This window comes from Amantichitinum ursilacus (genome assembly GCF_001294205.1).
GTDB classification, from domain to species: domain Bacteria; phylum Pseudomonadota; class Gammaproteobacteria; order Burkholderiales; family Chitinibacteraceae; genus Amantichitinum; species Amantichitinum ursilacus.
This window is the reverse complement of the sequence record NZ_LAQT01000008.1, coordinates 127,981-154,191: the sequence shown is the minus strand read 5'-3', so window position 1 is coordinate 154,191 and position 26,211 is coordinate 127,981. Positions and strand designations below refer to the sequence as shown.

At 60.4% G+C, this 26,211-nt stretch carries 19 protein-coding genes; 11 read left to right on the top strand and 8 right to left on the bottom strand.

What is annotated here, in order from left to right; translation table 11 throughout:
• Positions 1 to 16: 16 nt before the first annotated feature.
• The 3 genes from WG78_RS10725 to rpoE all read right to left on the bottom strand — a co-directional run bounded on the left by WG78_RS10725 (position 17) and on the right by rpoE (position 2,196).
• Positions 17 to 931 (bottom strand): MucB/RseB C-terminal domain-containing protein, encoded by a 915-nt coding sequence (locus WG78_RS10725; protein ID WP_161805100.1) that lies wholly within the window; start codon positions 929 to 931, stop codon positions 17 to 19.
• A gap of 92 nt (positions 932 to 1,023) precedes the next feature.
• Positions 1,024 to 1,542 (bottom strand): sigma-E factor negative regulatory protein, encoded by a 519-nt coding sequence (locus tag WG78_RS10720; protein ID WP_053937815.1) that lies wholly within the window; start codon positions 1,540 to 1,542, stop codon positions 1,024 to 1,026.
• Positions 1,543 to 1,593: 51 nt separating this feature from the next.
• On the bottom strand, positions 1,594 to 2,196 hold the full coding sequence (rpoE, locus tag WG78_RS10715; protein ID WP_053937814.1) for an RNA polymerase sigma factor RpoE: 603 nt from the start codon (positions 2,194 to 2,196) through the stop codon (positions 1,594 to 1,596).
• A 452-nt stretch (positions 2,197 to 2,648) separates the two neighbouring features.
• Here rpoE and nadB point away from each other — a divergent pair, with 452 nt between their 5' ends.
• Positions 2,649 to 4,259: an L-aspartate oxidase gene (gene nadB, locus WG78_RS10710; RefSeq protein WP_053937813.1), complete on the top strand. Its 1,611-nt coding sequence runs from the start codon at positions 2,649 to 2,651 to the stop codon at positions 4,257 to 4,259.
• Between the two features lie 405 nt (positions 4,260 to 4,664).
• Here the strand turns inward: nadB and WG78_RS10705 are convergent, their stop codons facing one another.
• From WG78_RS10705 to WG78_RS10695, 3 genes are all read right to left on the bottom strand, one after another.
• A complete protein-coding gene (locus tag WG78_RS10705) occupies positions 4,665 to 6,992 on the bottom strand; it encodes an EAL domain-containing protein (protein WP_161805099.1) in 2,328 nt (775 codons plus the stop codon).
• 295 nt (positions 6,993 to 7,287) lie between these two features.
• Positions 7,288 to 8,931, bottom strand: a complete 1,644-nt coding sequence (locus WG78_RS10700) for an electron transfer flavoprotein-ubiquinone oxidoreductase (protein ID WP_053937811.1) — start codon at positions 8,929 to 8,931, stop codon at positions 7,288 to 7,290.
• A gap of 64 nt (positions 8,932 to 8,995) precedes the next feature.
• Positions 8,996 to 9,943 carry a LysR family transcriptional regulator gene (locus WG78_RS10695; RefSeq protein ID WP_053937810.1) on the bottom strand — a complete coding sequence of 316 codons (948 nt, stop codon included), beginning with the start codon at positions 9,941 to 9,943 and terminating at the stop codon, positions 8,996 to 8,998.
• Positions 9,944 to 10,040: 97 nt separating this feature from the next.
• Between WG78_RS10695 and WG78_RS10690 the strand changes: the two genes are divergently transcribed.
• From WG78_RS10690 to WG78_RS10680, 3 genes are read left to right on the top strand one after another with little or no spacing between them, the layout of a single operon-like run.
• Positions 10,041 to 10,811: a ferredoxin--NADP reductase gene (locus WG78_RS10690; RefSeq protein ID WP_053937809.1), complete on the top strand. Its 771-nt coding sequence runs from the start codon at positions 10,041 to 10,043 to the stop codon at positions 10,809 to 10,811.
• 25 nt (positions 10,812 to 10,836) lie between these two features.
• Positions 10,837 to 11,595 carry an electron transfer flavoprotein subunit beta/FixA family protein gene (locus WG78_RS10685; RefSeq protein ID WP_053937808.1) on the top strand — a complete coding sequence of 253 codons (759 nt, stop codon included), beginning with the start codon at positions 10,837 to 10,839 and terminating at the stop codon, positions 11,593 to 11,595.
• Positions 11,592 to 12,521, top strand: coding sequence for an electron transfer flavoprotein subunit alpha/FixB family protein (locus WG78_RS10680; RefSeq protein ID WP_053937807.1), 930 nt, complete (start codon positions 11,592 to 11,594; stop codon positions 12,519 to 12,521). The genes WG78_RS10685 and WG78_RS10680 overlap by 4 nt, the downstream gene beginning before the upstream one ends.
• A gap of 77 nt (positions 12,522 to 12,598) precedes the next feature.
• Here WG78_RS10680 and WG78_RS10675 read toward each other — a convergent pair whose 3' ends face one another.
• Complete coding sequence (locus WG78_RS10675) at positions 12,599 to 13,129, bottom strand: helix-turn-helix transcriptional regulator (protein ID WP_053937806.1); 531 nt, start codon at positions 13,127 to 13,129, stop codon at positions 12,599 to 12,601.
• Between the two features lie 4 nt (positions 13,130 to 13,133).
• Positions 13,134 to 13,271: a hypothetical protein gene (locus WG78_RS23085; protein ID WP_236692018.1), complete on the bottom strand. Its 138-nt coding sequence runs from the start codon at positions 13,269 to 13,271 to the stop codon at positions 13,134 to 13,136.
• A gap of 651 nt (positions 13,272 to 13,922) precedes the next feature.
• Here WG78_RS23085 and WG78_RS23455 point away from each other — a divergent pair.
• From WG78_RS23455 to pelG, 7 genes are read left to right on the top strand one after another with little or no spacing between them, the layout of a single operon-like run.
• Positions 13,923 to 16,595 (top strand): bifunctional glycoside hydrolase/polysaccharide deacetylase family protein, encoded by a 2,673-nt coding sequence (locus tag WG78_RS23455; protein ID WP_161805098.1) that lies wholly within the window; start codon positions 13,923 to 13,925, stop codon positions 16,593 to 16,595.
• Entirely contained in the window at positions 16,561 to 20,310 is a 3,750-nt protein-coding gene (locus WG78_RS10660; protein ID WP_083458918.1) for a tetratricopeptide repeat protein, read from the top strand. Before WG78_RS23455 ends, WG78_RS10660 begins: the two co-directional genes overlap by 35 nt.
• A 13-nt stretch (positions 20,311 to 20,323) precedes the next feature.
• The gene (locus WG78_RS10655; protein WP_053937803.1) at positions 20,324 to 20,914 is read left to right on the top strand and encodes a DUF4136 domain-containing protein; all 591 of its coding nucleotides are present in this window, start codon (positions 20,324 to 20,326) and stop codon (positions 20,912 to 20,914) included.
• Positions 20,898 to 22,214 carry a PelD GGDEF domain-containing protein gene (locus WG78_RS10650; RefSeq protein ID WP_053937802.1) on the top strand — a complete coding sequence of 439 codons (1,317 nt, stop codon included), beginning with the start codon at positions 20,898 to 20,900 and terminating at the stop codon, positions 22,212 to 22,214. Before WG78_RS10655 ends, WG78_RS10650 begins: the two co-directional genes overlap by 17 nt.
• Positions 22,198 to 23,229: a YfgM family protein gene (locus WG78_RS10645; RefSeq protein ID WP_053937801.1), complete on the top strand. Its 1,032-nt coding sequence runs from the start codon at positions 22,198 to 22,200 to the stop codon at positions 23,227 to 23,229. Before WG78_RS10650 ends, WG78_RS10645 begins: the two co-directional genes overlap by 17 nt.
• Positions 23,226 to 24,788: a GT4 family glycosyltransferase PelF gene (pelF, locus tag WG78_RS10640; protein WP_053937800.1), complete on the top strand. Its 1,563-nt coding sequence runs from the start codon at positions 23,226 to 23,228 to the stop codon at positions 24,786 to 24,788. The genes WG78_RS10645 and pelF overlap by 4 nt, the downstream gene beginning before the upstream one ends.
• Complete coding sequence (gene pelG / locus WG78_RS10635) at positions 24,788 to 26,158, top strand: exopolysaccharide Pel transporter PelG (protein WP_053937799.1); 1,371 nt, start codon at positions 24,788 to 24,790, stop codon at positions 26,156 to 26,158. Before pelF ends, pelG begins: the two co-directional genes overlap by 1 nt.
• Positions 26,159 to 26,211: the final 53 nt, after the last annotated feature.

The following is a 26,211-nucleotide window of genomic DNA, read 5'->3' as shown; positions in this document are numbered from 1 at the left end:
GTCCCGGGCTGGCCGCTTATTGCACGGCGGCTGCTTTCTCACCTTTAGGTGTGTATCCATAACTGAAAGCCTGCACGGTATCCACCGGCACTTCACCCAGCACCGTCAGCAGCCACGGGCCCGCCTGACGCGCAAACACACTGATGCCCGCCTGCTGCGCAATACCCAACGGCGCGGCGGCATCAAACGGTTCGATAAACACCGACACCGTCACCAGCCCATCGCTATATAGATGGTGAGTGACCGGTTTGGTCTTGCCCGTCAGCGGCCGCTGACTAACCTTCAGCAAACGGAATCCGCCCGGCAAATTGCGGATATCCCACGCCGGATCTTTAGGCAATGCGGTGGTACCGGGGTTGTCATCCAGCGGTGCCGCTTTAACTGGATGTACAGGCTTTAACAGTCGCTTGTCGAGCGCTCCGCCGATCTGGATTTGCGAAAACGCAAATACCTCGACGGGTTCATGCCGGCTGCCCAGCATGAGCGACTTGATCATCAGACCGCTGTCGGGATCAACCCAATAGCGATGCGCATAACGCAATTTGTCTTTGGGATCAAAGTCATAAATATTGGTCACGACACCCGCAATGCGTTCTTGCCCCACCAGGCGGATCTGGTAATTGGCCAGCACATGCTCGGGCTCGTCGGGCAATTGTCGAGGAAAAAGCTTGGAAGACTGGCGTCGATCCATCGGGAATACCTGACCACCCGGCAGATACAGGCTGATCTGGTTGCCCTGGCGCAGCATTTCACGCGGGGGGCCATCCAGCGATTCGCGTCGCTCGATGTCTGCGCCGTTGCCGGCTTCGTGGATAACGCGGAATGACTCCATGTTGTCGCCGTGCTGGTGCACGTAGATGCCCTGGAACGTGACATCGCGCGCCGCAGCGGCCACGCGGGTTACCAGTTGCGTGGCCTCTTGCGGGCTCATGAAATCATTCGTCGTAGAAGGTGGTGCTGCGAGCACACGTTGGCCCGCCAGAAGCAAACTACCGGCCAGGATCCAGCCCTTGGTCTTCATCATTATTTTGGCTGCTTGGTCTCAAACGAAGCGTAAACGATATCGCGCCCATCAATGACGTTGCCCGAATCTTCGCGGTGGGCTGCCAGGTAAGCACGGAATTGCGGATTGCTGTCGGCGGCATTGGCCACCTTCAGCGGGCTGGCCGACACGGCCGCCACTTGGGGCAGTGCAGTGACATTGCCATTGGTATACGCGCCATGGAACGCCTGCCAGCCGACCACGCCCAGGAATGCCACCGATGCCGCCGCCGACAGCGGCGCCAGCGCGCGACGCATAAAGCGGCGCTTGCGCAGGTTGGCTTGCGGTGCAATCACGATCGGTTCCACGGCCAGACGCGCCGAAAACTTCTGCATGAAGTCAGGCGACAGGATCGGATGCTGTTGCATCACGTCGCCGACCATATGCCAGTCGTGCCATTGCTGACGCAGCGACGCATCAGCGTGCAGGCTGGCCAGCACCTGGTCATAACCCGATGGGTCGAGCTCACCATCGATCAGCGCGGACAAATGCTCTTTCATGATTGCGTACCCTCTAAGCGCCTGTTTGAACAGGCTGTCTCAAGCTTCCAACTACCAACGCCGGTCTTTGCCTACCGTTTCGAGAAGCGGCCGCAGTTTAGCGGAGATTGCTTCCCGGGCGCGAAAGATGCGCGAGCGCACCGTTCCAATTGGACAATTCATCACACTGGCGATGTCCTCGTATGACAAACCATCCATTTCGCGCAGGCTGATTGCGGTGCGCAGCTCGTCAGGCAAGGACTCGACCACCTCGTTGACGGTTCTGACAATCTCTCGATTTGCAAGTTCAGCTTCGGGCGTATGGTAATCCGGAATCTGTGCGGCGGCATCAAGGGTTTCGCCCTCGTCGTCTTCATAATCAGCCGACAACTGCGGCCGACGACCCAGCGCCGCCAGATAGTTTTTGGCAGTGTTGATGGCAATGCGATAAAGCCAGGTGTAAAAAGCGCTCTCGCCGCGAAATGACGGCAACGCGCGATACGCCTTGATAAAGGCTTCTTGCGTGACGTCTTCAATCTCTGCAGGGTCCCGGATCAACCGGGACAGCAGTCGGGCAATTCTGCGTTGATACTTGGCGACCAGGAGCTCGAATGCTCGCTTGTCGCCGTTCTGCGCCCGGTGCACAAGCTCTTGATCGACATCCCGTTCGGTCATGTGTTCCAAATGCGGGCTCCGTGTTATCCGGCCTGCGTAAATTTTGATCTGCGGCGCCGCGTGGTGCAGCGTGGGTCCGGGCAATCCTGTTATTCCAGCTTTACGCGGTGAACCGATTTCTATGTATCCGTTGCTTGCGGTCGCGGCGTCCGGTTAGACCAGTCGGGTTGGCAAGACCCGGTTCTGATCGCCGTCGGGATAGACGCGTTGACCTTTTTCACCCGTAACAGGCACTCCGGCCTGGGGCCGGATGCGCGGCAAATGCACGCTCAGTGGGCAGTTGGGGGCTTGTATCTGCTTTTGCAAGCACTTGGCATGCCGGGGCATCGTCGCATTCGATGCTTAATGGCGGCTTAAAGCACGATTGGTGCTATTCACCTGTCATGGCTTGGGGCTATGTCTGACTGATATAGTGTGGCCCTCGACCCACCTTGCAAGGAGCCTGAACTGACATGCGCCAATTCGATGTTCTGATCATGGGGAGCGGCCTTGCCGGCATGACCATTGCGCTGCAGCTGGCCGACAAACTCAAGGTGGGGCTGGTCACCAAGCGCGAACTGCGCGATGGCGGCAGCGCGTGGGCGCAAGGCGGCATTGCCGCGGTGCTGGATGATGCCGACAGCATCGAATCACATATCCGCGATACTCATATTGCAGGCGGCGGCTTATGCGATGAACAAGCCACGCGTTTTATTATCGAAAACTCGCGCCAGGCGATCGACTGGCTGATCTCGATGGGCGTGCCGTTTACACGCGACGCCAGCGGCGACACTAATTACAACGGCTACCATCTGACGCGTGAAGGCGGCCACAGCCATCGCCGCATCATTCACGCCGCCGACGCCACCGGCGCAGCCGTGATCGACACGCTGGCCAAGAAAGTGGCGGCGCATCCGCACATCACCGTGCTGGAAGACCACATCGCGCTGGATCTCATCACCGGCAAAAAACTGGGTCTGGAAGATGACCGTTGCTGGGGCGCTTATATCTATGACAAGCAAGCCGGCAAAGTGGAAACCATGCTGGCCCAGCACACCGTGTTGTGTACCGGTGGCGCGGGCAAGGTTTATCTATATACAACCAATCCGGACGTAGCCACCGGCGACGGCATTGCGATGGGCTGGCGCGCGGGCTGCCGCGTTTCGAATATGGAATTCATCCAGTTCCACCCCACCTGCCTGTATCACCCGCATGCCAAATCATTTTTGATTACCGAGGCCGTGCGCGGCGAAGGCGGCATTTTGCGTTTACCCGATGGCACGCGCTTTATGCCTAACCACGATGAACGCGGCGAACTGGCCCCGCGCGATATCGTCGCCCGCGCCATCGATTTCGAGATGAAAAAAGGCGGCTACGATTGCGTGTATCTCGACATCTCGTACAAGCCGTCCAGCTTCGTCAAAGAGCACTTCCCCACCATCTACCAGCGCTGTCTGGAGCTGGGCATCGACATCACGCGCGAGCCCATCCCGGTGGTGCCCGCCGCGCATTACACCTGCGGCGGCCTGACGGTAGACCTGACCGGCCACACCGACGTCGACGGCCTGTACGCGGTGGGCGAAGCCGCCTGCACCGGCCTGCACGGCGCCAACCGGCTGGCCTCCAATTCGTTGCTGGAATGCATGGTGATCGGCAAAGCCGCCGCCGCCGAAATGCTGGCCGCCCCCGTGCGCGAACTGCCCGAAGTACCGGAATGGGACGAAAGCCAGGTCAGCGATCCCGACGAAGCCGTCGTCATCTCGCACAACTGGGACGAACTGCGCCGCTTTATGTGGGATTACGTCGGCATCGTGCGCACCAACAAACGCCTGGAACGTGCCCTGCACCGCATCCAGCTACTGCAAACCGAAATCCACGACTACTACAGCAACTTCCGCGTCGGCAATGACCTGATCGAACTACGCAATCTGGTCACCACGGCCGAACTGATCGTACGCAGCGCCATGGCCCGCAAAGAAAGCCGCGGCCTGCACTACAGCCGCGACTATCCCGAACTGCTGCCGGATGCCGTACCCACCGTGCTCACCCCCACCCTCGAAGGCACCGGCCAGGCCGGGATGTAGAACAAAGCCCGACGGGCCAACAGCAAACAAAAAAGCCAGGGCGCAAGCCCCGGCTTTTTTGTTCTGTCGCAGCGCGCTCCCGCCCAACGGGGCGGCCCCAAAAACGACCGAGGCTGTCCCTGCAAATTGGAAGGCCCCCCAAAGGGGCCGAGGCTGCGCCTCAAAATGTGCGTTGCCCTACGGGTAACGCACCCTACATCGCCGTGGAAGTTGACCTGGCAGTTGACCTGGCCTTGGCCCCGGCAACAGCGAAGCGCATTGCCCCGAATCAACAAAGCAGCGTCGGGGCGGCTGCAGTGCGGTCAGTTTGGATACCGCCGGAGCGCAGCAACCGGAGTGGCCAGGTGGGCCATGAGGATTGCGAGCACCGCCGGGATTCAAAATGACCGTGCTGCAGTGGCCCCCTCACACCTGGGAGGGGCGGGGCATGCCGATGTGATACCCCTGCAGATAGTCCACCCCGATTTCAGTCAACTTCGCCGCAATCTGCGCCGACTCCACATACTCCGCAATCGTCTGCCGCCCCATCGCATGCGCAATCCGGTTCACCGCAATCACCATCTGCCGGCTCACGTGGTCTTCCACCACATCGCGCACCAGGCTGCCGTCAATTTTCAGATAATCCACCGGCAGGGTTTTCAGATAGGTAAACGACGAGAAGCCGCTGCCAAAGTCATCCAGCGCAAAGCGACAGCCGCGTAAACGCAGCGCTTCAATAAACAGCGTCGATTCTTTGATATTGGCAATCGCGCTGGTTTCAGTAATTTCAAAACACAACAAATCGGGCGGCACTTTTGATTCGTCCAGCTGCTCCAGCACAAACGCCAGGGTCTGTTTGGTCAGCGATTTACCCGAGAGATTCACCGACAGCATGGTCACTTTTTCGCCGCGCGCCATGCGTTCGTTGATTTCGGCCAGCGTATGCGCAATCACCCAGCGGTCAATCGTCGCCATCAAGTCATAGCGTTCCGCCGCTGGAATAAACGCGCCGGGTGAGATGACCTTGCCCGTTGCATCTACCAGCCGCAGCAGCACTTCATAATGCGGCTCGCCCTGGCCATTGGCGGCAACGATGGGCTGAAAATACAGCTGGAACCAGTTCTGCTCGGCCGCCTGGCGCAAGGTAGCCAGCAGCTGCAACTCGTTGTGGCGATGTTCCAGATTGACCTCGCCGCCGCGATACCACGAATAGCGATTGCGCCCTGCCTCTTTGGCCGCAAAACAAGCCACATCGGCGCGACTGATTACCTCTTGCAGATTGGGCGCGTCAGCATCCAGATGCACCAGGCCCATGCTGCCGGTCACAGTAAACGGGCGGTCGTGCCAGACAAAACGATACTGCTCCAGCGTCATCAAGATGCGCTCAGCCAACGCTTGCGCGCCGTCGCTTTCTTCGCCGGGCACCAGCACGCCAAACTCATCGCCGCCCAGACGGCCCACCAGCACGCCAATCGGCACCATTTCCTGTAACAGGCGCGCCAGCTGGCGCAACAATTCATCGCCCGCCAGGTGGCCACAGGTATCGTTAACCAGTTTGAACTGGTCCAGATCCAGCTGCATCAGCACGCAGGCTTTGCCACCCGAACGCACGGTTTCGTTGGCTTGCACCAATGCGCTCATAAAGCCGCGGCGATTGGTCAAGCTGGTCAGCTCATCGTGGGTGGCTTGATAAGCCAGCCGCGCGGTCAGCGCTTCGGCTTCCGAGATATCGTGCAACGCCACCACAAAGCCGATGCCATCTGCATCGGGCACCGCCGCCAACGCCATTTCCACGCGATAACGCTGGCCCAGACGGCTGATCACCGTGGCGGTCACACGGCGCGCCGGATGCGTGCCGCTTTGCACTTCATCCAGCATTTCAATCAGTTGCGTGCTGCCACTCTCCGCCAGCGTCGCCACCACTTCGGTAATCGGACGGCCCAGCGCTTCCTGATACATCCATCCGGTTAGGGTTTCCGCCGCCGGGTTCAGCAACTTGACGCGACCATCTGCCGTGGTGGTGATGATGGCGTCGGCCACCGAGCCCAGCGTGGCTTCGGCCAGCTCTTTTTCGCGGATCAGCTCGTGTTGCGCCTGATCACGTTCGTTAAGGCCTTGCTGCAGATTGCGGCGCATGGCGTTAAACGCATCGGCCAGCGTTTGCAGTTCGTCCGGGCTGGTGTCGCGCCGGGCCAGCACCAGCGGCGCGGTCAAACTTTCGTAATTAAAGTGGCGCGTAAAGTCGGCGATATGGCGCAGATGACGCGCAATCAAACGGTGGTACAGCAAGATAAAACACAGCGCCGCCGCAAACATGCCCGTGGCCAGCAGCAGCAGAATGCGCATCATTTGATCAAAAATCTGCGATTCCAGGCCGTCCAGCGTGTTCACCAGCGTCAGCTGCCCCAGGCGAACGGCCTTGTTGGTCAGCGGATGCAGATATTCCACCGGAAAGCTCATGCTGACCACAGAGCGATGATCATCGGGCAATTGCCCCGCTTGATAACGCGAGCCGTCGGTTTCCACCAGTTCGGCGTAACCCACTACTTTGGTTTGCAATAAAGAATTGAGCTGGGTGCGCACCGCTTCGGTATTCACCAACCACAAGTTAACGGCCAGCTGCGGGCGCACGGTGCGCGACAGTGTTTCCAGATCAGTACGAATCTGGGTCAGGCTGCGTTGATATTCCTGGCGGGCCAGGAAAAACGCGAGAGACAGGGCTACCAACACGCTGGTTACGATGACAGCAGCCACCAGGCGCAAAGCTAACCGGTTATCTGTATAGAAATTGCGCAGCCGGGGTAACAAGGGCGGAATCACTTGGAAGGGTTGGTCATGGGTGCATTCAAGGAATGAGCATAAACAGAGTGTTTTGCTGGCACAAACTGTAATTATCCCTGACGCCGATTTTTTGTGTTCTCCATGACAGTAGCATAGCCGCGGGCAAGCTGCGGCCACGCGCCGCGACTGATGTTGCACTGCTTTGCGCGACATCAATACGGTGCAAGAAATGTGCTTTCAGAACAGTTGCTTGCCGCGCCACACCTAGTCACAGATCAATATAGTTAGGTCCACCGCCGCCTTCCGGCGTTTGCCAGACGATGTTCTGTGACGGATCTTTGATGTCGCAGGTTTTACAGTGCAAACAGTTTTGGGCGTTGATCTGCAAGGCCGCCGCGCCGTCGCGTTGCACGGTTTCGTACACGCCAGCCGGGCAATAATGCGTTTCCGGCGCGCCATAAACCTGCAAATTCAAGGTGATAGCACGCTCGGGCTGCAACAGCATCAGGTGCACCGGCTGATTGGCCTCGTGCCAGGTGTTGGATAATTGCAACGAACTGGCTTTATCAAACGTCAGCACGCCATCGGGCCGTGCATACCTTTCAACTTGTAAGCTGGCTTGCGGCCGCAGCGTGGCAAAGTCCGGCTTGCTGTGGCGCAGCGTCCACGGCGGGCTAACACGAAAATGTTGCAGCCACATTTCCGCGCCCGCGTACAAGGTGCCTGCGATCAATCCAAAGCGCGATAACGCCGGTTTGATATTGCGCACCTGGCGCAATTCGGCGCCGATCCACGACGCATGCACGGCCGTCGGGTAATCGGCCAATACATCGTGCTGGCGTCCGCTTTGCAGCGCCGCAAATGCACTTTCGGCCGCCAGCATGCCGCTCTTCATGGCGTTGTGATTACCTTTAATGCGCGGCACGTTCACCATGCCCGCCGCACAGCCCATCAGCACGCCGCCGGCAAACGCCAGTTGCGGCAGGCTTTGCCAGCCGCCTTCGCTGATCGCGCGCGCGCCGTAGCCTATGCGTTCGCCGCCCTCCAGCATTTTGCGGATTGCCGGATGCGTTTTGGCGCGCTGGAATTCTTCGAACGGCGATAAGGACGGATTGGCGTAATCCAGATGCGTGACCAGGCCAATCGAAACCAGATCGGGCGCCATGTGATACACAAACAAGCCGCCGCCCGCGCGCTGCCCCAGCGGCCAGCCCAGCGCATGCGTCACGCTGCCCGCGCGATGCTGCGCGGCGGGCACGCGCCACAGTTCTTTAATGCCCAAGCCGTATTTCTGCGGCACCGGGCGCAAGCCCAGGCGTTGTTCCAGCACGCGCGTCAACGAGCCGCGTGCCCCTTCGCCAATCAAGGTATAGCGCGCGCGAATTTCGATACCGGGCGCATAGCCGGACGTGGGCTTGCCGTCTTTGCCCACACCCGCGTCGGCCACCTGCACGCCTTGCACCACATCGTGTTCATCAAACAACAACGCCGCCGCCGGAAAGCCAGGATAGATCTCTACGCCCAACGCTTCGGCTTGCTCGGCCAACCACTGGCCAAAGCGGGTCAGGCTGATGATGTAATTGCCGTCGTTGCGCATCATCGGCGGCAGCAGGGCATGCGGCACCGGGTAGGCCGCGTCTTCGTCCAGCAATAAAAACTGGTCATGCATTACCGGCGTGTCCAGCGGCGCGCCGCGCTCGCGCCAGTCCGGCAGCAGCTCATTCAGCGCAATCGGGTCCAGCACCGCGCCTGACAACAAATGCGCGCCCACTTGGGCGCCCTTCTCCAGCACACAGACGCTGATTTCGGCGCTGGCGGCCGCAGCCAGTTGTTTCAGGCGGATGGCGGCCGATAAACCGGCCGGTCCCGCCCCGACGATGACCACGTCGTATTCCATTACATCGCGTTGCATGCGCTATTCCAGATGTTCATCACAACAATTCATCGCAACCAAGGCTCGTTAACCCGACCACTACTTATAGATAGTGAACCGGTTGTCCATCCGGCCCCGGCAGCACGATCTCGTCACTTCGGCGCACGCCCTGCGACACCGCGCGGCACAGTGCAATAAAGGCCTCGACGCCGGCCGTGCGAAATTTCTGCTTGTGCAGCACAAAGTGGAACATGCGCTGCAAATCCAGCCCCGGCACATTCAGCGGCACCAGGCTGCCGCGGCGGAACGCTTCTTTCAGCGCCAGCCGGCTGATACAGCCGATGCCCAAGCCCGATTCCACCGCGCGCTTGATCGCCTCGGTGTGCTCCAGCTCCAGACGGATATCCAGGTTCGACGCCACGTGGCGCATCGCGTAATCAAAGGTCTGGCGCGTGCCGGAACCCGCCTCACGCAAAATCCACGGCGCGGCCACCAGGTCATCCATGCTCACGCTGTCCAGTTTGGCCAAGGGGTGGCCAGGCGCAGCGAATACCACCAGCTCATCGGGTATCCACGGCAGCACTTCCAGATCGGGATGCTGAAAGTCACCTTCAATCAGCCCGACATCCACTTCCAGATGCGCCACCTGACGCACGATGGTGGCGGTGTTATGCACTGACATCTGCACGCGGCAGCCCGGGTGTTGCCGCATAAAGTCGCCCACCAACAGCGTGGCCAGATAATTGCCGATGGTCAGCGACGCGCCGATGCTCAGCGGCCCGATGCCGGTGTCGCCGGTCAGTAGAGATTCAATCTGCCCGGCCCTATCTAGTAGTTCAATGGCGCGGGGCAACAGCTGGCGGCTTAGCTCGTTAAGCTGCAGCCGCTTGCCGTAGCGATCAAACAGGCGCGTGTCGAACTGCTTTTCCAGTTCGGCCAATGCGGTGCTGGTGGCCGATTGCGACATCGATAACGCTTCGGCCGCGCGCGACACGCTCTCTTGCCGGGCCACCGCGACGAAGACTTCAAGTTGTCTGAGGGTGTATCTCATATCTACTTTGTCGATTAGTTTTATTTAAACAATCCAGTTAACAGATATTGTACGTGTACTTAGAATGGCTCGACAAGTAACTCAGAGGAATATCGTGATGACCGCAAATAGCAAATACACCACGGAGACGATTACGTATCTGCATCGGTGGACGCCCAATCTGTTCACCTTGCGCACCACCCGGGGCGAGGCGTTCAAGTTTGTGCCGGGCCAGTTTGCCCGGCTGGGTGTGCAAAAGGGCGACAAGATCGTCTGGCGCGCTTATTCGATCCTGTCCGCCGACTACGACGAGCATCTCGAATTTCTGTCTATCGTGGTACCCGACGGCGAATTCACCAGCGAGCTCACCAATCTGAAAGTGGGCGATCCGCTGTTTGTCGACAAGACCGCCTATGGTTTCCTGACGCGCGATCGCTTTGAGCAAGGCAAGGATTTATGGATGCTGGCCACCGGCACCGGCCTCGCCCCGTTCCTGTCCATCCTGTACGACTTCAGCGCATGGGAAGAATATGACCGGCTGATCCTGGTACAAAGCGTGCGCGAGAAAGCCGAGCTGGCCTATGAAGACACCATCCGCGCCTTTGCCACGCACGAGTTCTATAGCGAATTTGCCCACAAGCTGCATTACGTGCCCATCGTGACGCGCGAAGTGGTCGAAGGCGCGCTCGATACACGCATTACCGATTTGCTGAAAAACGGTGGCCTTGAAACCGCCACCGGCATCCCGCTGGACCAGGAACGCTCGCGCATCATGATTTGCGGTAACCCCGACATGGTGGAAGAAACGCGCACGATATTAAGCGAGCGTGGCTTTACGCTGTCGCGCCGTGGCGCACCGGGCCATCTGGCCGTCGAACAATTGTGGTAAGCCGCAAGGCCCGAGGAACAACCCGATGAAAATACTGGTAGCGGTCAAGCGCGTCGTGGACGCCAATGTCAAAGTGCGGCTGAAAGCCGATGGCTCGGATGTCGATGTCGGCGCGGCCAAAATGAGCATGAACCCGTTCGATGAAAACGCGGTAGAAGCCGCGGTGCGGCTGAAGGAAGCCGGCCAGGCCAGCGAGATTGTGGCCGTCAGTGTCGGCCCGGCAGGCGCGCAGGATACGCTGCGCCATGCGCTGGCCATGGGCGCGGATCGCGCCATTCTGATCGACAGCGGCGATGTGGCCATCGACGCATTAAGCAGCGCCAAGCTATTGCGCCAGGTAGCCGAGCGCGAACAGCCGCAGCTGATTTTGCTGGGCAAACAAGCCATCGACGAAGACGCCGCCGTAGTCGGCCCGATGCTGGCCGCGTTGTTAAACCGGCCGCAAGCGGTGGCCGCATCGCAAATTACTGTTGAATCGGCTGACACATTAACCGTCGTGCGCGAAATTGAAGGCGGCCAGCAAACCGTGCGCGTGCCCTTGCCCGCCGTCGTCACCGCCGATTTGCGTTTGAATGAACCGCGTTATGTGAAATTGCCCAACCTGATGCAGGCGCGCAAAAAGCCGATCGAAACGCTGACTCCCGAAGCGTTGGGCGTCACACTCAGCGCGCATCACCGTTTGCTGGGCGTCAACGAACCACCGGCGCGCGCCGCGGGCCAGCGCGTAAACAGCGTCGAAGAACTGATCAACCGTCTGCGCGCAGACACCAGGGTGCTGCCATGAAAATTCTCTTAGTCGCCGAACATCACCAAGGCCAGTTGCGCCCTGCCACCCGTCACGCCGTCACCGCCGCACGCCAGTTGGGCGAACAGATTGACGCTGTGATTGCTGGCGCGGATCTGAGCGCCGTCGCGGCCGAACTGGCCACCCTCGCAGGGATCAACCGCGTGCTGCAACTCGACACCGCAGCGCAGATCAGCCCCGAGCAACTGGCGCCCGCGCTGGTTAACCTGGCGGCCGACTACGACGTGATCCTCGCCGCAGCCGGCACCTTGTCGCGCGATGTTTTGCCGCGCGTGGCCGCGCTGCTGGATGTAAATATGCTGCCCGACCTGATTCGTATCGAAAGCGCAGACACTTTTGTGCGCCCCACTTATGCGGGCAATGTGCAAGCGCGTGTTCAGAGTCTCGATGCCCGGCGTGTACTCAGCATCCGCGCCCCCGCCTTCGCCGCCACCGGTACGCAGGCCGCCGCGCCCATCGAAACGCGCAGCTTTGCCGCCGACGCCAGCCAACCGCATTCCAGCTGGCTGGCCGAAGTGCAACCGCATAGCGATCGCCCCGAACTGACCAACGCCCGCGTGGTGGTCAGCGGCGGGCGCGCGCTGGGCAGCGCCGAAGGCTTTGATACGCTGCTGCACCCGCTGGCTAGCAAACTGAATGCCGCAATCGGGGCCAGCCGCGCCGCCGTCGATGAAGGCTTTGCGCCCAACGAAGCCCAGGTGGGCCAGACCGGCGTTGTGGTCGCGCCCGAGCTGTATATCGCCATTGGTATTTCCGGCGCGGTGCAACATCTGGCGGGCATGAAAGACAGCGGCATCGTCGTCGCCATCAACAGCGACCCCGACGCACCAATCTTCCAGCACGCCGATTACAGCCTGGTGGGCGACTTGTTTAGCGTGGTGCCGGAACTGACCGCCCGGCTTTGAAATCGGGAATGGTTTGATGAAAAAAACGCCAGCGTTTGCTGGCGTTTTTTTTGCTAGGGGCCAATGCGGTCTGCCCGTCAGGCGACATGTCCGCCCAACAAGCTGCGCAATTGTTCTCCATAGCGATCCATCAAGGGCGCTTCTTTTGCCAGATTAAATTGCATGGCTGCTTCTGATACTTCCACCAGCGGCGCGGTCAGATCGTGCCCGCGCTGCATCAGAAATTGCAGAATGGAAGCGAGGTGCCAGATCGACCCTGCCCCGGCATGCACCGGCGCCGGAAAAGCATCCGGATAAGAGGTCAGGTATTTGCGCATGTTCTGGCGCGACACGCCGAGCAAGTCGGCCGCGTCGGTCAACCCCACCAGGTCAGGGCCCGCCTCAACCAGCAAAGCATCCGGCAGCGCCGCTCGCACATCCTGCAACGCACTCACCAGCGCGGCCTGCGCCGAAGTAGCCTCCCGTGCGAATTCAAGCGCCAGCAAGCCGCTTACGCCTGTTCCGACCAGGGCGTCCGTGCAGCCCGCCGCGCCCAGGCGCTCGACTACGGCGTCCCGATCACTGTCCGATTCAGCCAGCTTGAACTTCAAGGTAAACGTATATTCCATTTTTTTACTCCTGATCTTGCGGCGCGGGCCCGAGCATTGCGGCGGCTTCGCGCATCTTGCGTACGGAACAATGGTCGACCACGCGCCTGAGCTGTTGCGCATGGGTATCCGGGTTTTTGGGCGTACTCCAGATGCTGGTCATGCAAAATTCACCGCAGCGACATTCCGCACTGTTGTCGGGGCAGAGCAAAGTGCCCCAGGCGTGCCCACAGCCATTGCGCGCTTTGATCGTCCAGCCAAGTGCCTCGGCATATCGCAGGACTTTTTCAATTTCCTTCTTTGAATGTTTTGAGCGCGTCATTGCAACCTCTGATGGCAGATTAAAGAAACGCCCACAGGTTGTCAACTGACAACCCGTGGGCTCGCCATCGTCGCCAGCCGGGCTTTTAACAACGATCCGATATCGAAGATGGCGGATATCTGTCCACACAGGCTTGCGTGAGGTTCGCCGATGCTGCCCGGCAGTATTTCCGTAGCGCCGACGGCGTTCTCACAACATCCGCACCGTAAGAAATCCACTTACTCATTACACTTTTTCGCTGTCGCCCTCGTACATTTCTGTATGTATATTCCCTGCCAAGCCGCGTAAATCTTTGTAGAATACGCGACCCTAGCTTACAAGAAAGTCCACCAGGGTCGCTCCTGGGCAGGATGAATCTATATAATTTGCTAGTCTGTAAGCAAATCGCACTGTTTTTGCGCTAATCGGGTATCCATGCTGCGTCATTTTTCTTTCGCCCGTTTAGGGCTGTGGCTGTTTGTCTTTGTGCTCTCGCTATTCGGGCGCAGTGCTGTGGCCGCCCCCAGCGTGGCGTTTTACTACGGCAGTAACCCGCCGCTGACCACGCTGGCCACCTACGATTGGGCGGTGGTGGAGCCCGACGCGCTGCCCACGCCGCCGTCTGATGGCAAGACCACGTGGTTTGCCTACGTCAGCATCGGCGAGGTGCATCCCGACCGGCCTTATGCCAAAGACATCCCCATGGCATGGCAGGCGGGCAACAATGCCGCCTGGGGTGGCGCGGTCATCGACCAGACGCCCGCCGCGTGGCCGCAGTTTGTGGTCGACCGCATGATTACGCCGTTATGGCAACGCGGTTATCGCGCGTTTTTTCTCGATACGCTCGACGCTTTTAATCTGATTGCCAAAACCGATGCGCAACGCCGCGCCCAGGCCGACGGGCTGGTGCGTGTGATCAATGCGATCAAAGCGCAATATCCCGACGCCAAACTGTTTGCCAACCGTGGGTTCGAGATCATGCCGCGCGTGCATGATCAGTTGGTGGGGGTGGCGTTTGAGTCCTTGTTCCAGGGCTGGGATGCCAGCCAGAAAAAATACACCGTGGTCTCGGAGACGGACCGCCAATGGCTGCTGGGCCAACTGGCGCCGATTACTTCGCAATACAAGTTGCCGGTGGTGGCAATCGATTACGCCAAACCGGCCGAAACCGCCGCCGTCACGCAAAAAATCAAGGCGCAAGGGTTTATTCCGTGGGTGGCCGATCCGCTGCTCAGCACCCTGCCGCCCGCCGCACCGCTGGCAGGTCTCAAGCCCATCGCGCGCAAGGTCTACATTCTTTACAACGCCAAACTCGCGCCCAGCATCATGGGCAACGAGATTCTGTACCTGTCTACCCCGCTCAATTATCTGGGCCTGGTGCCGCGCTATATCGATGTGGCCGGCCCGATGCCGGACGATATCGAAAGTGGCCAGGTGGCCGGCGTTATCAGTTGGTTAACCGCAGGTCAAAGCACACCCGCCGCCGAGCAATGGTTAACCCGCGTGCTGACCGCGCATGTGCCATGGGTGATGCTGGGCAACCCGGGTTTTGATCTGGATTCCGGCTGGCAAGGTCGGCTGGGCATCCAGTCCGACAATGGCGAAACCACCGTCGCCGACGCGCGCATCCTGCAACAATCGCCCCTGCTGCATTCCGAAGCGCCGCTGGTGCCGCAACGCGTGGGCTATTGGGGCTGGCATCTGCGCGCGGGCGATCCGTGGCTGACCATCGGTGCAGGTAGCCGGCAGCATGTGCCGATTGCCGTTACGCCGTGGGGCGGTTATGCGCTTGATCCGTACATGCTGGTGGAGCTACCCGACTTTACCGCGCGCTGGTTGATCGACCCGGTGGCGTTCTTTCAGCAGGCGCTGCAGTTGCAGCCGATGCCGGTGCCCGATGTCACCACTGAGAATGGTCGGCGCGTGTTCCTGTTCCATATTGATGGCGACGGTTTTGTCTCGAAAGCCGAACGCCCCGGTTATCCGATCTCGGGCAAGGTGATGACGGACGAAGTGCTCAAGCGCCGTGCCTTGCCGGTAACCGCCTCGGTGATTGAAGGGGAAATTGGCCCGAGCGGTTTGTACCCCAAACAATCGGCCGAATTTGAAAAAGAAGCGCGCGCGATGTTTGCGTTGCCCAATGTCGAAGTGGCCAGCCATTCGTATTCGCACCCGTTTAAATGGGGGCTGGCGGAGGCGGGTGTGGGCGAGAGCTATCACCTTGATATCCCCGGCTATGTGTTCAGCATTCAGCGCGAAACCAAAGATTCGATCGATTACATCAATCGCCGCCTGGTACCGCCTGGCAAAAAAGTAGCCGTCTATCTGTGGCCAGGCGATTGCAATCCGCCATCCGATGCCATTGCCGCGGTGCGCAAAACCGGCGTGGTGGCCATGAATGGCGGCGACACGCTGATTACGCGCAGCCAGAACACACTCACCCAGGTTGATGCGATTGGTCTGTACAAGATGGATGAGCTGCAGATCTTTGCGCCAAACCAGAACGAAAACGTCTACACCAACGACTGGACCGGGCCGTTTTATGGTTTCCGCCGCGCCATCGAAACGTTTGAGCTGACTGATCTGCCACGTCGCTACAAGGCCATCGACGTATATGTGCACTTCTACACCGCCAGCAAACGCGCCTCACTGGATGCGTTAAACCAGACACTGGACTGGGCGCAGCAACAAGCGATTACGCCCTTGTATGCCTCGCAATACATCGCCCGCGCCACCAGCTTTTTCGTCGACGCCCAGGTAGCACGCGACGGCGATGCCTTTGTGGTACATGGCGGCGCGCTGCGCACGTTCCGCCTGCCGCAAAGTCTGGGCTACCCCGATCTGGCCCAAAGTACGGGCGTGGCCGGTTATCTGGATCACGGTTCGGAACGTTATGTGCATCTGATCGGGCCGGACGCTCGTATAGCGTTGCAACCCGGCGCGCCAACGCAGCTGTCGCTGGCGGACGCCAATGGCGTTACGCAATCGGGGCGGATTACGCCGCAACGACTGGAGCTGCGTTTAAGCGCCGAACAACAAAACCTGCAATTCAGCCTGCGCAATGCGCAAGGCTGCACCGTGACGGCCGATGGCAAGAGCGTGCCCGCCAGCAGCACCGACGGCGCCGTCACTCACTATAAATTGAATACGCATGCTGCCTCGATCATCGCCCAATGCCCACGTTGAACCGCAAGAACGTGCGCGACTGGTCTCGCGCTGGAGTATCGCAGCCCTTGTAATCGTGGTGGCTGCGGGTCTGGTGTTCTTGTTTCCGCGCGAGTCGATTACGCGCGCGGCGGCCCTGGCGCGCCCGGAAGATGCATTGGCCACGGACTATCTGCGCTCGGAACTAGCGCATCACCCCAACGATGTCGAAGTGCGCCAGACCCTGGTGGGCCGTTATGCGCGCGCAGGCAACTTTGCCGAAGCGCAGCGTTTGCTGGCCCCGATGGCGGCCAACCCGGAAACCCGGCAACAGGCCGATCTGGCGCGCGTGGATTTGCAGGAAGCCGAAATCGCCACGCTGATCCCCGGCGCGCCCCGCTCGGCGGCGATAGACCGCATGCACGCGCTGATTGTCGAAGTCACCGACAGCTGGCTGCAGCACCGCGTGGTGCTCAAACCCGACTGGCTGCTGGCCAAGCTGACGCAATGGGCGCCCGAAAAACTGGATGGCGTGTATCTGGCGCTGGCGCAGCGCCAACCGGCTGATGCACCGCGCTGGCTGGGTAAAGCCGCCGATTCCGCACTGGCGGCGGGCGATTATCGCGCCAGTTCCAACGCCTGGTTTGCGGCGCAAAGCGCGGCCATAGATCCAGCGCAACGACGCATGTACTTTATGCGCGGCGTGTCGGCCTTGCGCGCGGGCAATCTGGGCAGCGAGGCGGCGGTGGCGGCCGAAGCGCACAGCCAGGAATGGCGCGATGACCGCGACGTGCTGATCTTGCTGATCAACCTGGCCCGCGCCAGCAACAATCCGGCCATGGCCGACCGCTATGCGCGCCGCCTGCTGCAAATGAGCTGGCTGCACTTGCCCAATGGCCCGCGCAACGCCATCACGGTGGCCGATTATCCGCGCGCCCTACCCCGCTTTGCCTTCGCCTTGCCCCTACGCAACGGCCTGCTGCGCACCGCTGACACCGTGGCGCAACCGGCCGCGCCTGCCACGCCGCATGCGGCGTATGACTCCGAATCGTATCGGCTGGCCTACGACGTGTTCGTCAGCAATAAAAAACTGGCTGACGCACTGGCCGTGGCCCAAGCCGCCCTGAAAGCCGTACCCGCTGACGAAGACTGGCAACGCCGCTTTGCCCAGGCGGCGGAATGGTCGGGCCAACCTGCCGTCGCTTTGGCGGCGTGGCGCAAGCTGGCGCAACAAACCAATGAAGATGCGGCGTGGCAATCAGTGTTCCGCCTGGCCCCCAGTCTGCTGGATGACGACGCGTTGCTGGCCGCCTGGCAGCACGAAGAACAACAACGGGCACTCACCGATAAGGAATGGCTGCAGCTGGTTACGCTGTTTGAACGCATCGGCCAACCGATCAAGGGCGCGCAGATGTTCGAAGCCGCCTTCCAGCGTCGCCCCGTGCCCTTGCTGCTGGAACAAGCCGGTTGGCTGCGCCAGCGCGAAGGCGACGACGCCGGCGCGGCGCAAGACTATCAACGCCTGATGACGCAATTTGGCCCGCGTGTGGAATGGGCCACCACGCTGGCCACCCTGCGCTATAGCCATGGCGACCTCGAAGGCGCGTATCAAGCGATGTGGCAGGCGCATACCGTGGCCGCGCCCGACAACGAAAACTACTGGCGCACGCTGGGCGACCTGGCCTGGTATCTGCACCACAACGATCAGGCGCGTACTGCGCTGGACCATCTGCATGACCAGGGCCAATGGCAAGAGCTGGATGTGGAACGCATGCTGGCCTTGCTGCCCCCCAAAGACCGGCTGGCGCGCCAGGCCTTGCTGGAAAACGCATGGCGCACCTTCCATCAGCCCGATTTTCTGATCGACGCGCTGGCGCTGGACATGGACCGCGTGGATTACACCGGCGCGCATCGCCTGTTAAACAGTCTGGAGCCCGCACAACTGGCCAGGCTGGAAGCCAACGCCGGATTCCTGGTGCAGCGCGCGCGGCTGGAGCAAGCCGAGCATCAATTGCCCGCCGCGCAACGCGACATCACCGCCGCACTGGCGCTGATCCCGGATTCGATCGAATTGCGCATCAGCATCATCTGGCTGCTGGTGGAACAACGCGATGCCGCCACCTTGTCCGGCGTGCTGCCGCGCTGGGAACGCGCGGCCGATAACAATCCGTCGCTGGCTGAAGCCATTGCCGCCGGTTGGCAATCACTGGGCCAGCTTAATCGCGCCATCGACTGGAGCCGCAAACTGTTGCCGCAGCATCAGGACGACATGCTGTGGCTGAGCAACTACGCCGACATGATCGAACAAGCCGGCCAGATGGATCTGGCCTGGCAAATACGCCGTTATGCCTGGCAAAACCGCGATGTGATGCCCGCGCGCGATATCGATACGCTGGTGTCGCGGCTGGCGCAAACGCTGCGCTTTGAACCGATCGACAAGGCGCAGCGCACGCTGTACGCCGCCATTCTGCAATCCCAAACGCCGGCAGGCGATGCCATGAGCCAGTCCGACCGCGACCGCATCGACGAACTGATTTACAGCTGGCATCTGGGCCAGGAAGACGATGCCGCCGCGCGCTTCTGGTACTGGAAACGCCACGCGCGCCAGTTGACTGACCCGCATTATCTGGAACTGGCAGCGGCGGTAAAACGCGGTGATGACGAGGCGATTGCGCGGATGCTGGCGCGCGACGGCGTGGCCACGCAGCCAGCGGATCAGGCGATGCTGGCGCAAGAGGCCGGGCTGTGGCCGCTGGCGCAATCGCTCACGCATTACCACGCCAACGGCACGCCCGATAACGATGCCTTGCATTTGAGCCTGAGCGACCAGTTGCTGGCCAACGAACCCGAACAGGTGAACGTGGGCGCGGTGCGCGTGCAAGGCAGCGATGTAACCGGCACGCGCATGTTGCTGCAAGGCACCTTGGCGCTGACGCCCAATACGCGTTTGTCTCTGGCCATGGACCGCGCCCCGCTCACCTACGAGCCCACTGGCTACAGCCAGATCAACACGCACGCGGTGGTGACGTTATCGATGCTGGGGCCGACCAATGCGCGCGGCAATGGCGCGGAAATGAGCTTAAGCGCGCTGGCCAACAAAGGTCGCAGCAGCTATGCCGGCTTTGTGCTGCATCTGGCGGGTGGCGTGGAAGACCTGGGCTGGTCGCTGGAAGCCGCCATCAACGAACAAGCCAGCGATGACGGTCTGCTGATGCTGCTGGGCAAGCAAGACCGCGTTACCGCGCAAGGCAGTTGGCGCATCAACCGCTTGATCAACGGCGAAGTGCAGTTGGGCTACAACCGTTTTTCGTTGCAGGACGGCACCTATCTGGGCGCTAAAACCGATGAAACGCTAGCGCTGCAATATCGGCTGCCCGAATCGCCATTCAGCATCCGCGGCAGCGTGGAAGCGGCGCAGTATTCAGCCAGTGGCAACACCAGTGGTAACTACGCCGATGTGCTGCCCAATACCGATACCTTGGGCAGCCCCGAACTGATGCCGCAGAACTTTCATCGCGCCGATATCGCCATCGGCTACGACCTCGAAAACCGCAATACTTTCCGCCGCGACATCCGGCCGTTTGGCTCGATCGGGACGGGTTATCACTCGATCAGCGGGCGCCAGTTTGAATGGCTGATTGGCTTGGGCGGGCGCGTGTTTGGCAGCGACCGGCTGGCCTTGTACGGGCAACAGAACACCGATGCCAGTGGCGGGCAAAACCGCGAGTACGGCTTGAACTATGAATTCTATTATTGAGGGGGCACATCTTATGCACACATCCAGTTCTTATCGCGGCGTCTGGCGTCGCGTTGCCATGTCGGTTTGCGCGGCCGCCGTGCTGGGCCTGAGCGCCTGCGCCGTCACCAGCACCGCCAGCAGCGGCAACACCACACTAGCGCTGCCCGCCGCCGAAAAATGGGCGATGCTGCCGCTGCTTAACCGCACCGAAACGCCGCTGGCAGGCCTGCGCGCCGAATCGATCGTGGAGCCGCTGCTGGTACAACACGGCCTGACGCAACTGCAGCTGTACCCGTCGGCGCTGGCCAAGGACAGCATGCTGGCCGCCGATGACCGCGCCGCAGTCGATGCCGCGCGCCAATGGGCCCAATCGCAAACCATCCGCTACGCCATTGGCGGCAGCGTGGACGAATGGCGCTACAAGGTGGGCGTAGATGGCGAACCGGCTGTCGGCATCAGCCTGATGGTGTGGGATTTGCAGACCGGCCAGGTGGTGTGGAGCGGCGTGGGCGGCAAGAGCGGCTATTCGCGCGAGGCGCTGTCGGCGGTGGCGCAAAAGCTGATCAGCAAACTGATTGAAGACCTGCCCCTGACGCGAGGCGCCAGTGCCGCTGCTCAGTAACACACCGTGGCGGCAATACGCCATCCGCCGCCGCACCTGGTGGCAGTGGGCCGAAGCGCTGCTGGTGCCCGGCGTGGGCCTGGCGGTGGCGCTGCTGGTCGACCCGCAGGATGCGTTTACCCGCCATAGCGGTTTTCCGTGGCTGTGGCTGGCGCCGTTGCTGGTGGCCTTGCGTTATGGCGTGCTGCCCGGCTTGCTCAGCGGCGGCGTGCTGCTGGCCGCCTGGCCGGTGTGGGGCGACACGCCGGTGCCGCCGGCGGCGTATTACATCGGCGGGCTGATCCTGGTGATGATAGGCGGCCAGTTCAGCGGCTTGTGGAATACGCGTGAACGCCGCGTGCAAGAACTGAACCAGTATCTGGACCAGCGCATGGACCAGCTGGCGCGGCGTTATCACTTGCTGCGTTTGTCGCACGAGCGGCTGGAGCAAAACCTGATCAGCCGCCCGCAAACGCTGCGCGATTCGCTGGCCAAGCTGCGTGATCTGCTGGCCAGCTTGCCGCCGCACGAAGGCTTGTCGGCGGCGCAGCCGTTTCTGGATTTCATGACGGAGTTCTGTCAGCTGGAAGGCGCGGTGATTTTTGCCGCGCAAAAAAACCGGCTGTTGCCCGATCCGGTGGCGCTGGTGGGGCGTGATGCGGCCTATCGGGTGGATGACCCGCTGATCCGCTTTGCGCTGGACCGACGCGAGCTGTGCCACGTGCAAAGCGAAGACATCGACGTCTCGCCCAGCGATTTGCTGGTGGCGCTGCCGCTGACCAACAGCATGGGCCAGTTGATGGGCCTGCTGGCGGTCAAGCAGATGCCGTTTTTTGCGCTAACCGACGACAACCTGCAAATGCTGTCGGTGCTGTCGGCCTATTACACGGAGCAGATTGTGGTGCGCGACAGCGCGGCCGCGCTGCTGGAAGTGATGCCTGATTGCCCACGCGAATTTGCTTATGAAGTGTTCAACCTGCAACGCGTGCAGCGCGAAACCGGCATTTCCAGCGTGATTGTGGTGCAGATCTTCCATCCGGGCCGCAACCAGCGCGAAGCGTTTGAGCTGGTGCGCAAACACCAGCGCGCGCTGGACCAGGTGTGGGCCATCGACACCACGCGCAACCGCCTGCTGGTGACGCTGATGCCGCTGGCCACGCTGACCTCGCTGGAAGGCTATCTGGCGCGAATTGAACATCTGTTGGGCGAGCAGCTGGGTTTGACCTTGCAGGACGCGGGCTATGAAACCCGCCACGTCGAGCTGTCGCAACCCGCGGGCTGGTTATTGTTGCAGGACGTGCTGAATGCCAACCGTTACTAAACGCCGCTTACGCCGCGCCGCTGCGGTGGTCGGCCAGTTGCCGTGGCTGGGCCTGGCGCTGGCCGATGTGCTGGTGCTGGTGGCTTTGCTGGAGGCCGAAACGCCTGGCGCGCAAGTGATCTGGGCGGTGGGCCATGTCAGCGTCAGCGCTGTGCTGGTGGCCTGGATCTGGCGTTGGCTGCTGCTGCAATGGGAAGAAGAACGCTGGCACATTCTGATGCTGCTGGTGGCGCTGGCGGTATTTTTGCCCGCGATCGGCCCGCTGGGCCTGGCGTTTGCCGCCGCGCTGGCGCAACAACTGCCCGAACGGCGCGAAGTGACCGATTATTTTCGGGTACTGCCCGCACCCGAGTTCACCTTGCGCACCGCGCAACGCGAAGTGCGCTATGGCGTGGGCGGCGTGCGCGCGCGGCTGGCTGATCCGCTGGCCCCCAGCAATATCCGGCTGAATGCATTGCTGACGCTGAAGTCGATGCCGCAGCGGCTGTCCAGCAATATGCTGCGCGATTTGCTGGATGACCCCGAAGAAGATTTGCGCTTGCTGGCCTACGGCATGCTGGACCAGGAAGAAAAGCGCATCAACGCCCAGATCAACGAGGCACTCACGCAATATCAGGACCCGGATGCGCGCGCCCCGGCGGCGCAACGGCTGGCGTTTTTGTATTGGGAACAGATTTATCACGGCATGGCGCAAGGCGATTTGCGTCGCTACGCGCTGGAGCAATCGGCGCTGTACCTGGAAGAAGCGCTGGCCGCCCTGCCCAACCAGGCTGACTTGTGGATGCTGCGCGGCAAGTTGTTTAGCGCGCAGGGCAAATCGGCGTTGGCGCGTGAGGCGTATCAGCAAGCCAGCTTGCTGGGGTTTCCGCTGGTGCGGCTGATTCCGTATCTGGCCGAGCATTCGTATTATCTGCGCGACTTTGAAGGCGTGCGCGCGATGCTGAACAGCCTGCATTACCTGCATGTGAACGATACGCTGCAACCCGTGGCGCGTTACTGGAGAAAGGCGTCATGAAGAACAGCACGCTGGCCGAACTGGCCACGGCGCCGCCGGTGGATATCTGCCTGTTGCTGGAGGGCACGTTTCCCTACGTCAGTGGCGGCGTGTCGAGCTGGGTTAACCAGATGATCCGCGGCTTTCCCGAGCTGACTTTTGGCATCGTGTTTCTGGGCAGCCGGCGCAGCGATTACAACGAGATGAAATACGCCATTCCCGACAACGTGAAATGGCTGACCGAACATTATCTGCACGAGCACGAACCGGGCACGGTGCACGCGCGCCCGGCTGCGCGGCCTGGCAACAAGGCGCAATTTGCCAATGTGCGCGATGCCCACGCCGCATTCCAGGCCCCGCACGCGCCCGACACGCAGCCCGACGCGGTGCGCCGCATGATCGGCCAGTTGCTGGCCGGCACGCTCAGCAAAGACGATTTTCTGTACAGCGAAGAATCGTGGAAGGTGATCCGCGATCAATATCGCGCGCGCTCTTCCGACCCATCGTTTGTCGATTATTTCTGGACCATCCGCGCCATGCATACGCCGGTGTGGATGCTGGCCAATCTGGCGCGCAGCCTGCCCAAGGCGGGCGCTTATCACACGGTGTCGACCGGGTACGCGGGTTTTCTGGGGGCGATGCTGCGCCAGCAAACCGGCCGCCCGCTGTTGTTGTCCGAACACGGCATTTACACCAAAGAACGCAAGATCGATCTGTATCAGAGCGACTGGATACGCGATAACCGCAATGTGTTCGAGCGCGAAGTGACGCAGATCAGCTATTTCCGCGCGCTCTGGATCCGCTTTTTTGAGGTGTTGGGCAAGCTTTGCTACGACTCGGCCGACCATATCATCGCGCTGTACGAAACCAACCGGCTGCGCCAGATTGCCGATGGCGCGCCGGCCGAGCGCACCATCAATATCCCCAATGGCGTCGATCTGCCGCGGCTGGGGCCATTGCGCGATTTGCGCCCGGCCGAAATCCCGCAAGTGCTGTGTCTGATCGGCCGCGTGGTGCCGATCAAGGACATCAAAACCTTTATCCGCGCCATGCGCACGGTGGTTAACCAGTTGCCGCATGCCGAAGCGTGGATTGCCGGGCCGGAAGATGAATCGCCGGAATACGCCGAAGAATGTCGCAATCTGGCCACCAGCCTGGGTTTGACCGAAAAGGTTAAATTCCTCGGCTTTCAGAAAATTACCGATCTGATGCCCAAAGTGGGCGTGCTGATACTGAGCTCGATTTCGGAAGCGCTGCCGCTGGTGGTGTTGGAAGGCTTTGCCGCAGGCGTGCCATCGATTACCACCGACGTCGGTTCTTGCCGCCAGCTGATCTACGGCCTGAGCGACGAAGACCAGGCGCTGGGCGCGGCGGGCCGCGTAGTCGGCGTGGCCGACGCCCCGGCCCTGGCGCACGCCGCCATCGAATTGCTGGGCGACCCGGCCGCCTGGACCGCCGCACAAGAAGCCGGCGTGGCACGGGTTACGCGTTATTACACCCATGCGCATATGTTTGGCGCTTATCAATCGATTTACGATCAGGCATTGGCCATGCCCGACACACCCGGAGTAATTGCCTGATGGCGGGCATCGGTTTTGAGCTGCGCAAGATTTTAAAGCGCGATAATTATTTTGCCTTGCTGGAGGCGTATACCTACGCGGGCTTGATTGGCGCGGGGCCGTGGATTTTATCGATTGTTGGCGTGCAATTGATTGGCTTTTTAAGCTTGACGGTAGTGGTGCCGCAATTCTCGGTGGCGCAATTCCAGGTTTCAGTCACCTATTTACTGGCCGCCAGCCTGATTGTGACCGGACCTTTGCAACTGGCGTTTACCCGTTATATTGCCGACCGGTTATTTGACAAACTGGAAGAGCAAGTATTGCCCAACTTTTTGGGCGCGCAATTGTTTACCTTGCTGGTCGCGGCGGTGATCGGTGGTATTCTGTTTTTTACTGCCTTTGCCGGGCTGGATCTGATTTATCGATTGTTGATGTTTACCGGTTTTGTTTTGCTGTGCCTGATCTGGATTGCGGCCATCTTTTTATCGGGCATGAAGCGTTATCTGGCCATTGTGTGGTTGTTTGCGCTGGGTTATGGCGTGACGGTAATTACTGCATTGTGGTTGCGGCCGTATGGCTTGAATGGCTTGTTGGGCGGCTTTGTGACCGGCCATTATGTATTGGCGTGCGGGTTGTGGTTTCTGGTCTTGCGTTCTTATCCTTCAAAATCTTTATTGGCGTTTGATTTTTTGAAGAAAGACCGCATGTATCGCGCCTTATTGTGGACGGGCTTCTTTTATAACGTGGCAATCTGGCTGGATAAAGCCATTTTCTGGTATGCGCCGTCCACCAGCCAGCATGTAATCGGGCCATTACGCGCTTCGAGTATTTATGACTTTCCGATTTTCCTCGCCTATCTGTCGATTATTCCCGGGATGGCGGCGTTTCTGGTGCGTATCGAGACTGACTTTGTTGAGTATTACAACAAGTTTTATGACGCCATTCGCGATGGTGGGTCTTTAGACCAGATTGAAAGTCTGCGTAATGAAATGGTCTTTACCATCCGCCAGGGTTTGGCCGAGATCATGAAAATCCAGGGCCTGGCTGTTTTGGTGGCATTTATGCTGGGCGATAAGGTATTCAAATTGCTGGGGATATCGCCGCTGTATTTGCCCTTGCTGTATATCGACGTGGTGGCGGCGGGCTTGCAAGTGGCTTTGCTGGCGATTCTGAATATCTTTTTCTATCTGGATAAACGCCGCGAAGTATTGCTGGTGACCGGACTGTTTGTGCTGAGCAATGGCGTGCTGACCGGCTTGTCGATCTGGGCTGGGCCAAGCTGGTATGGCATGGGGTTTGCGCTGTCACTGCTGATTGTGGTGGTGGTGGCGATGGGCATTTTGAGTGCGCGGCTGGAGAAGCTGGAGTACGAGACTTTTATGCTGCAGTGATGCGGGCCCGGCTTGAATCTACGCGTCAAGCTCAGGCCCCGCTCCTGTTCCCG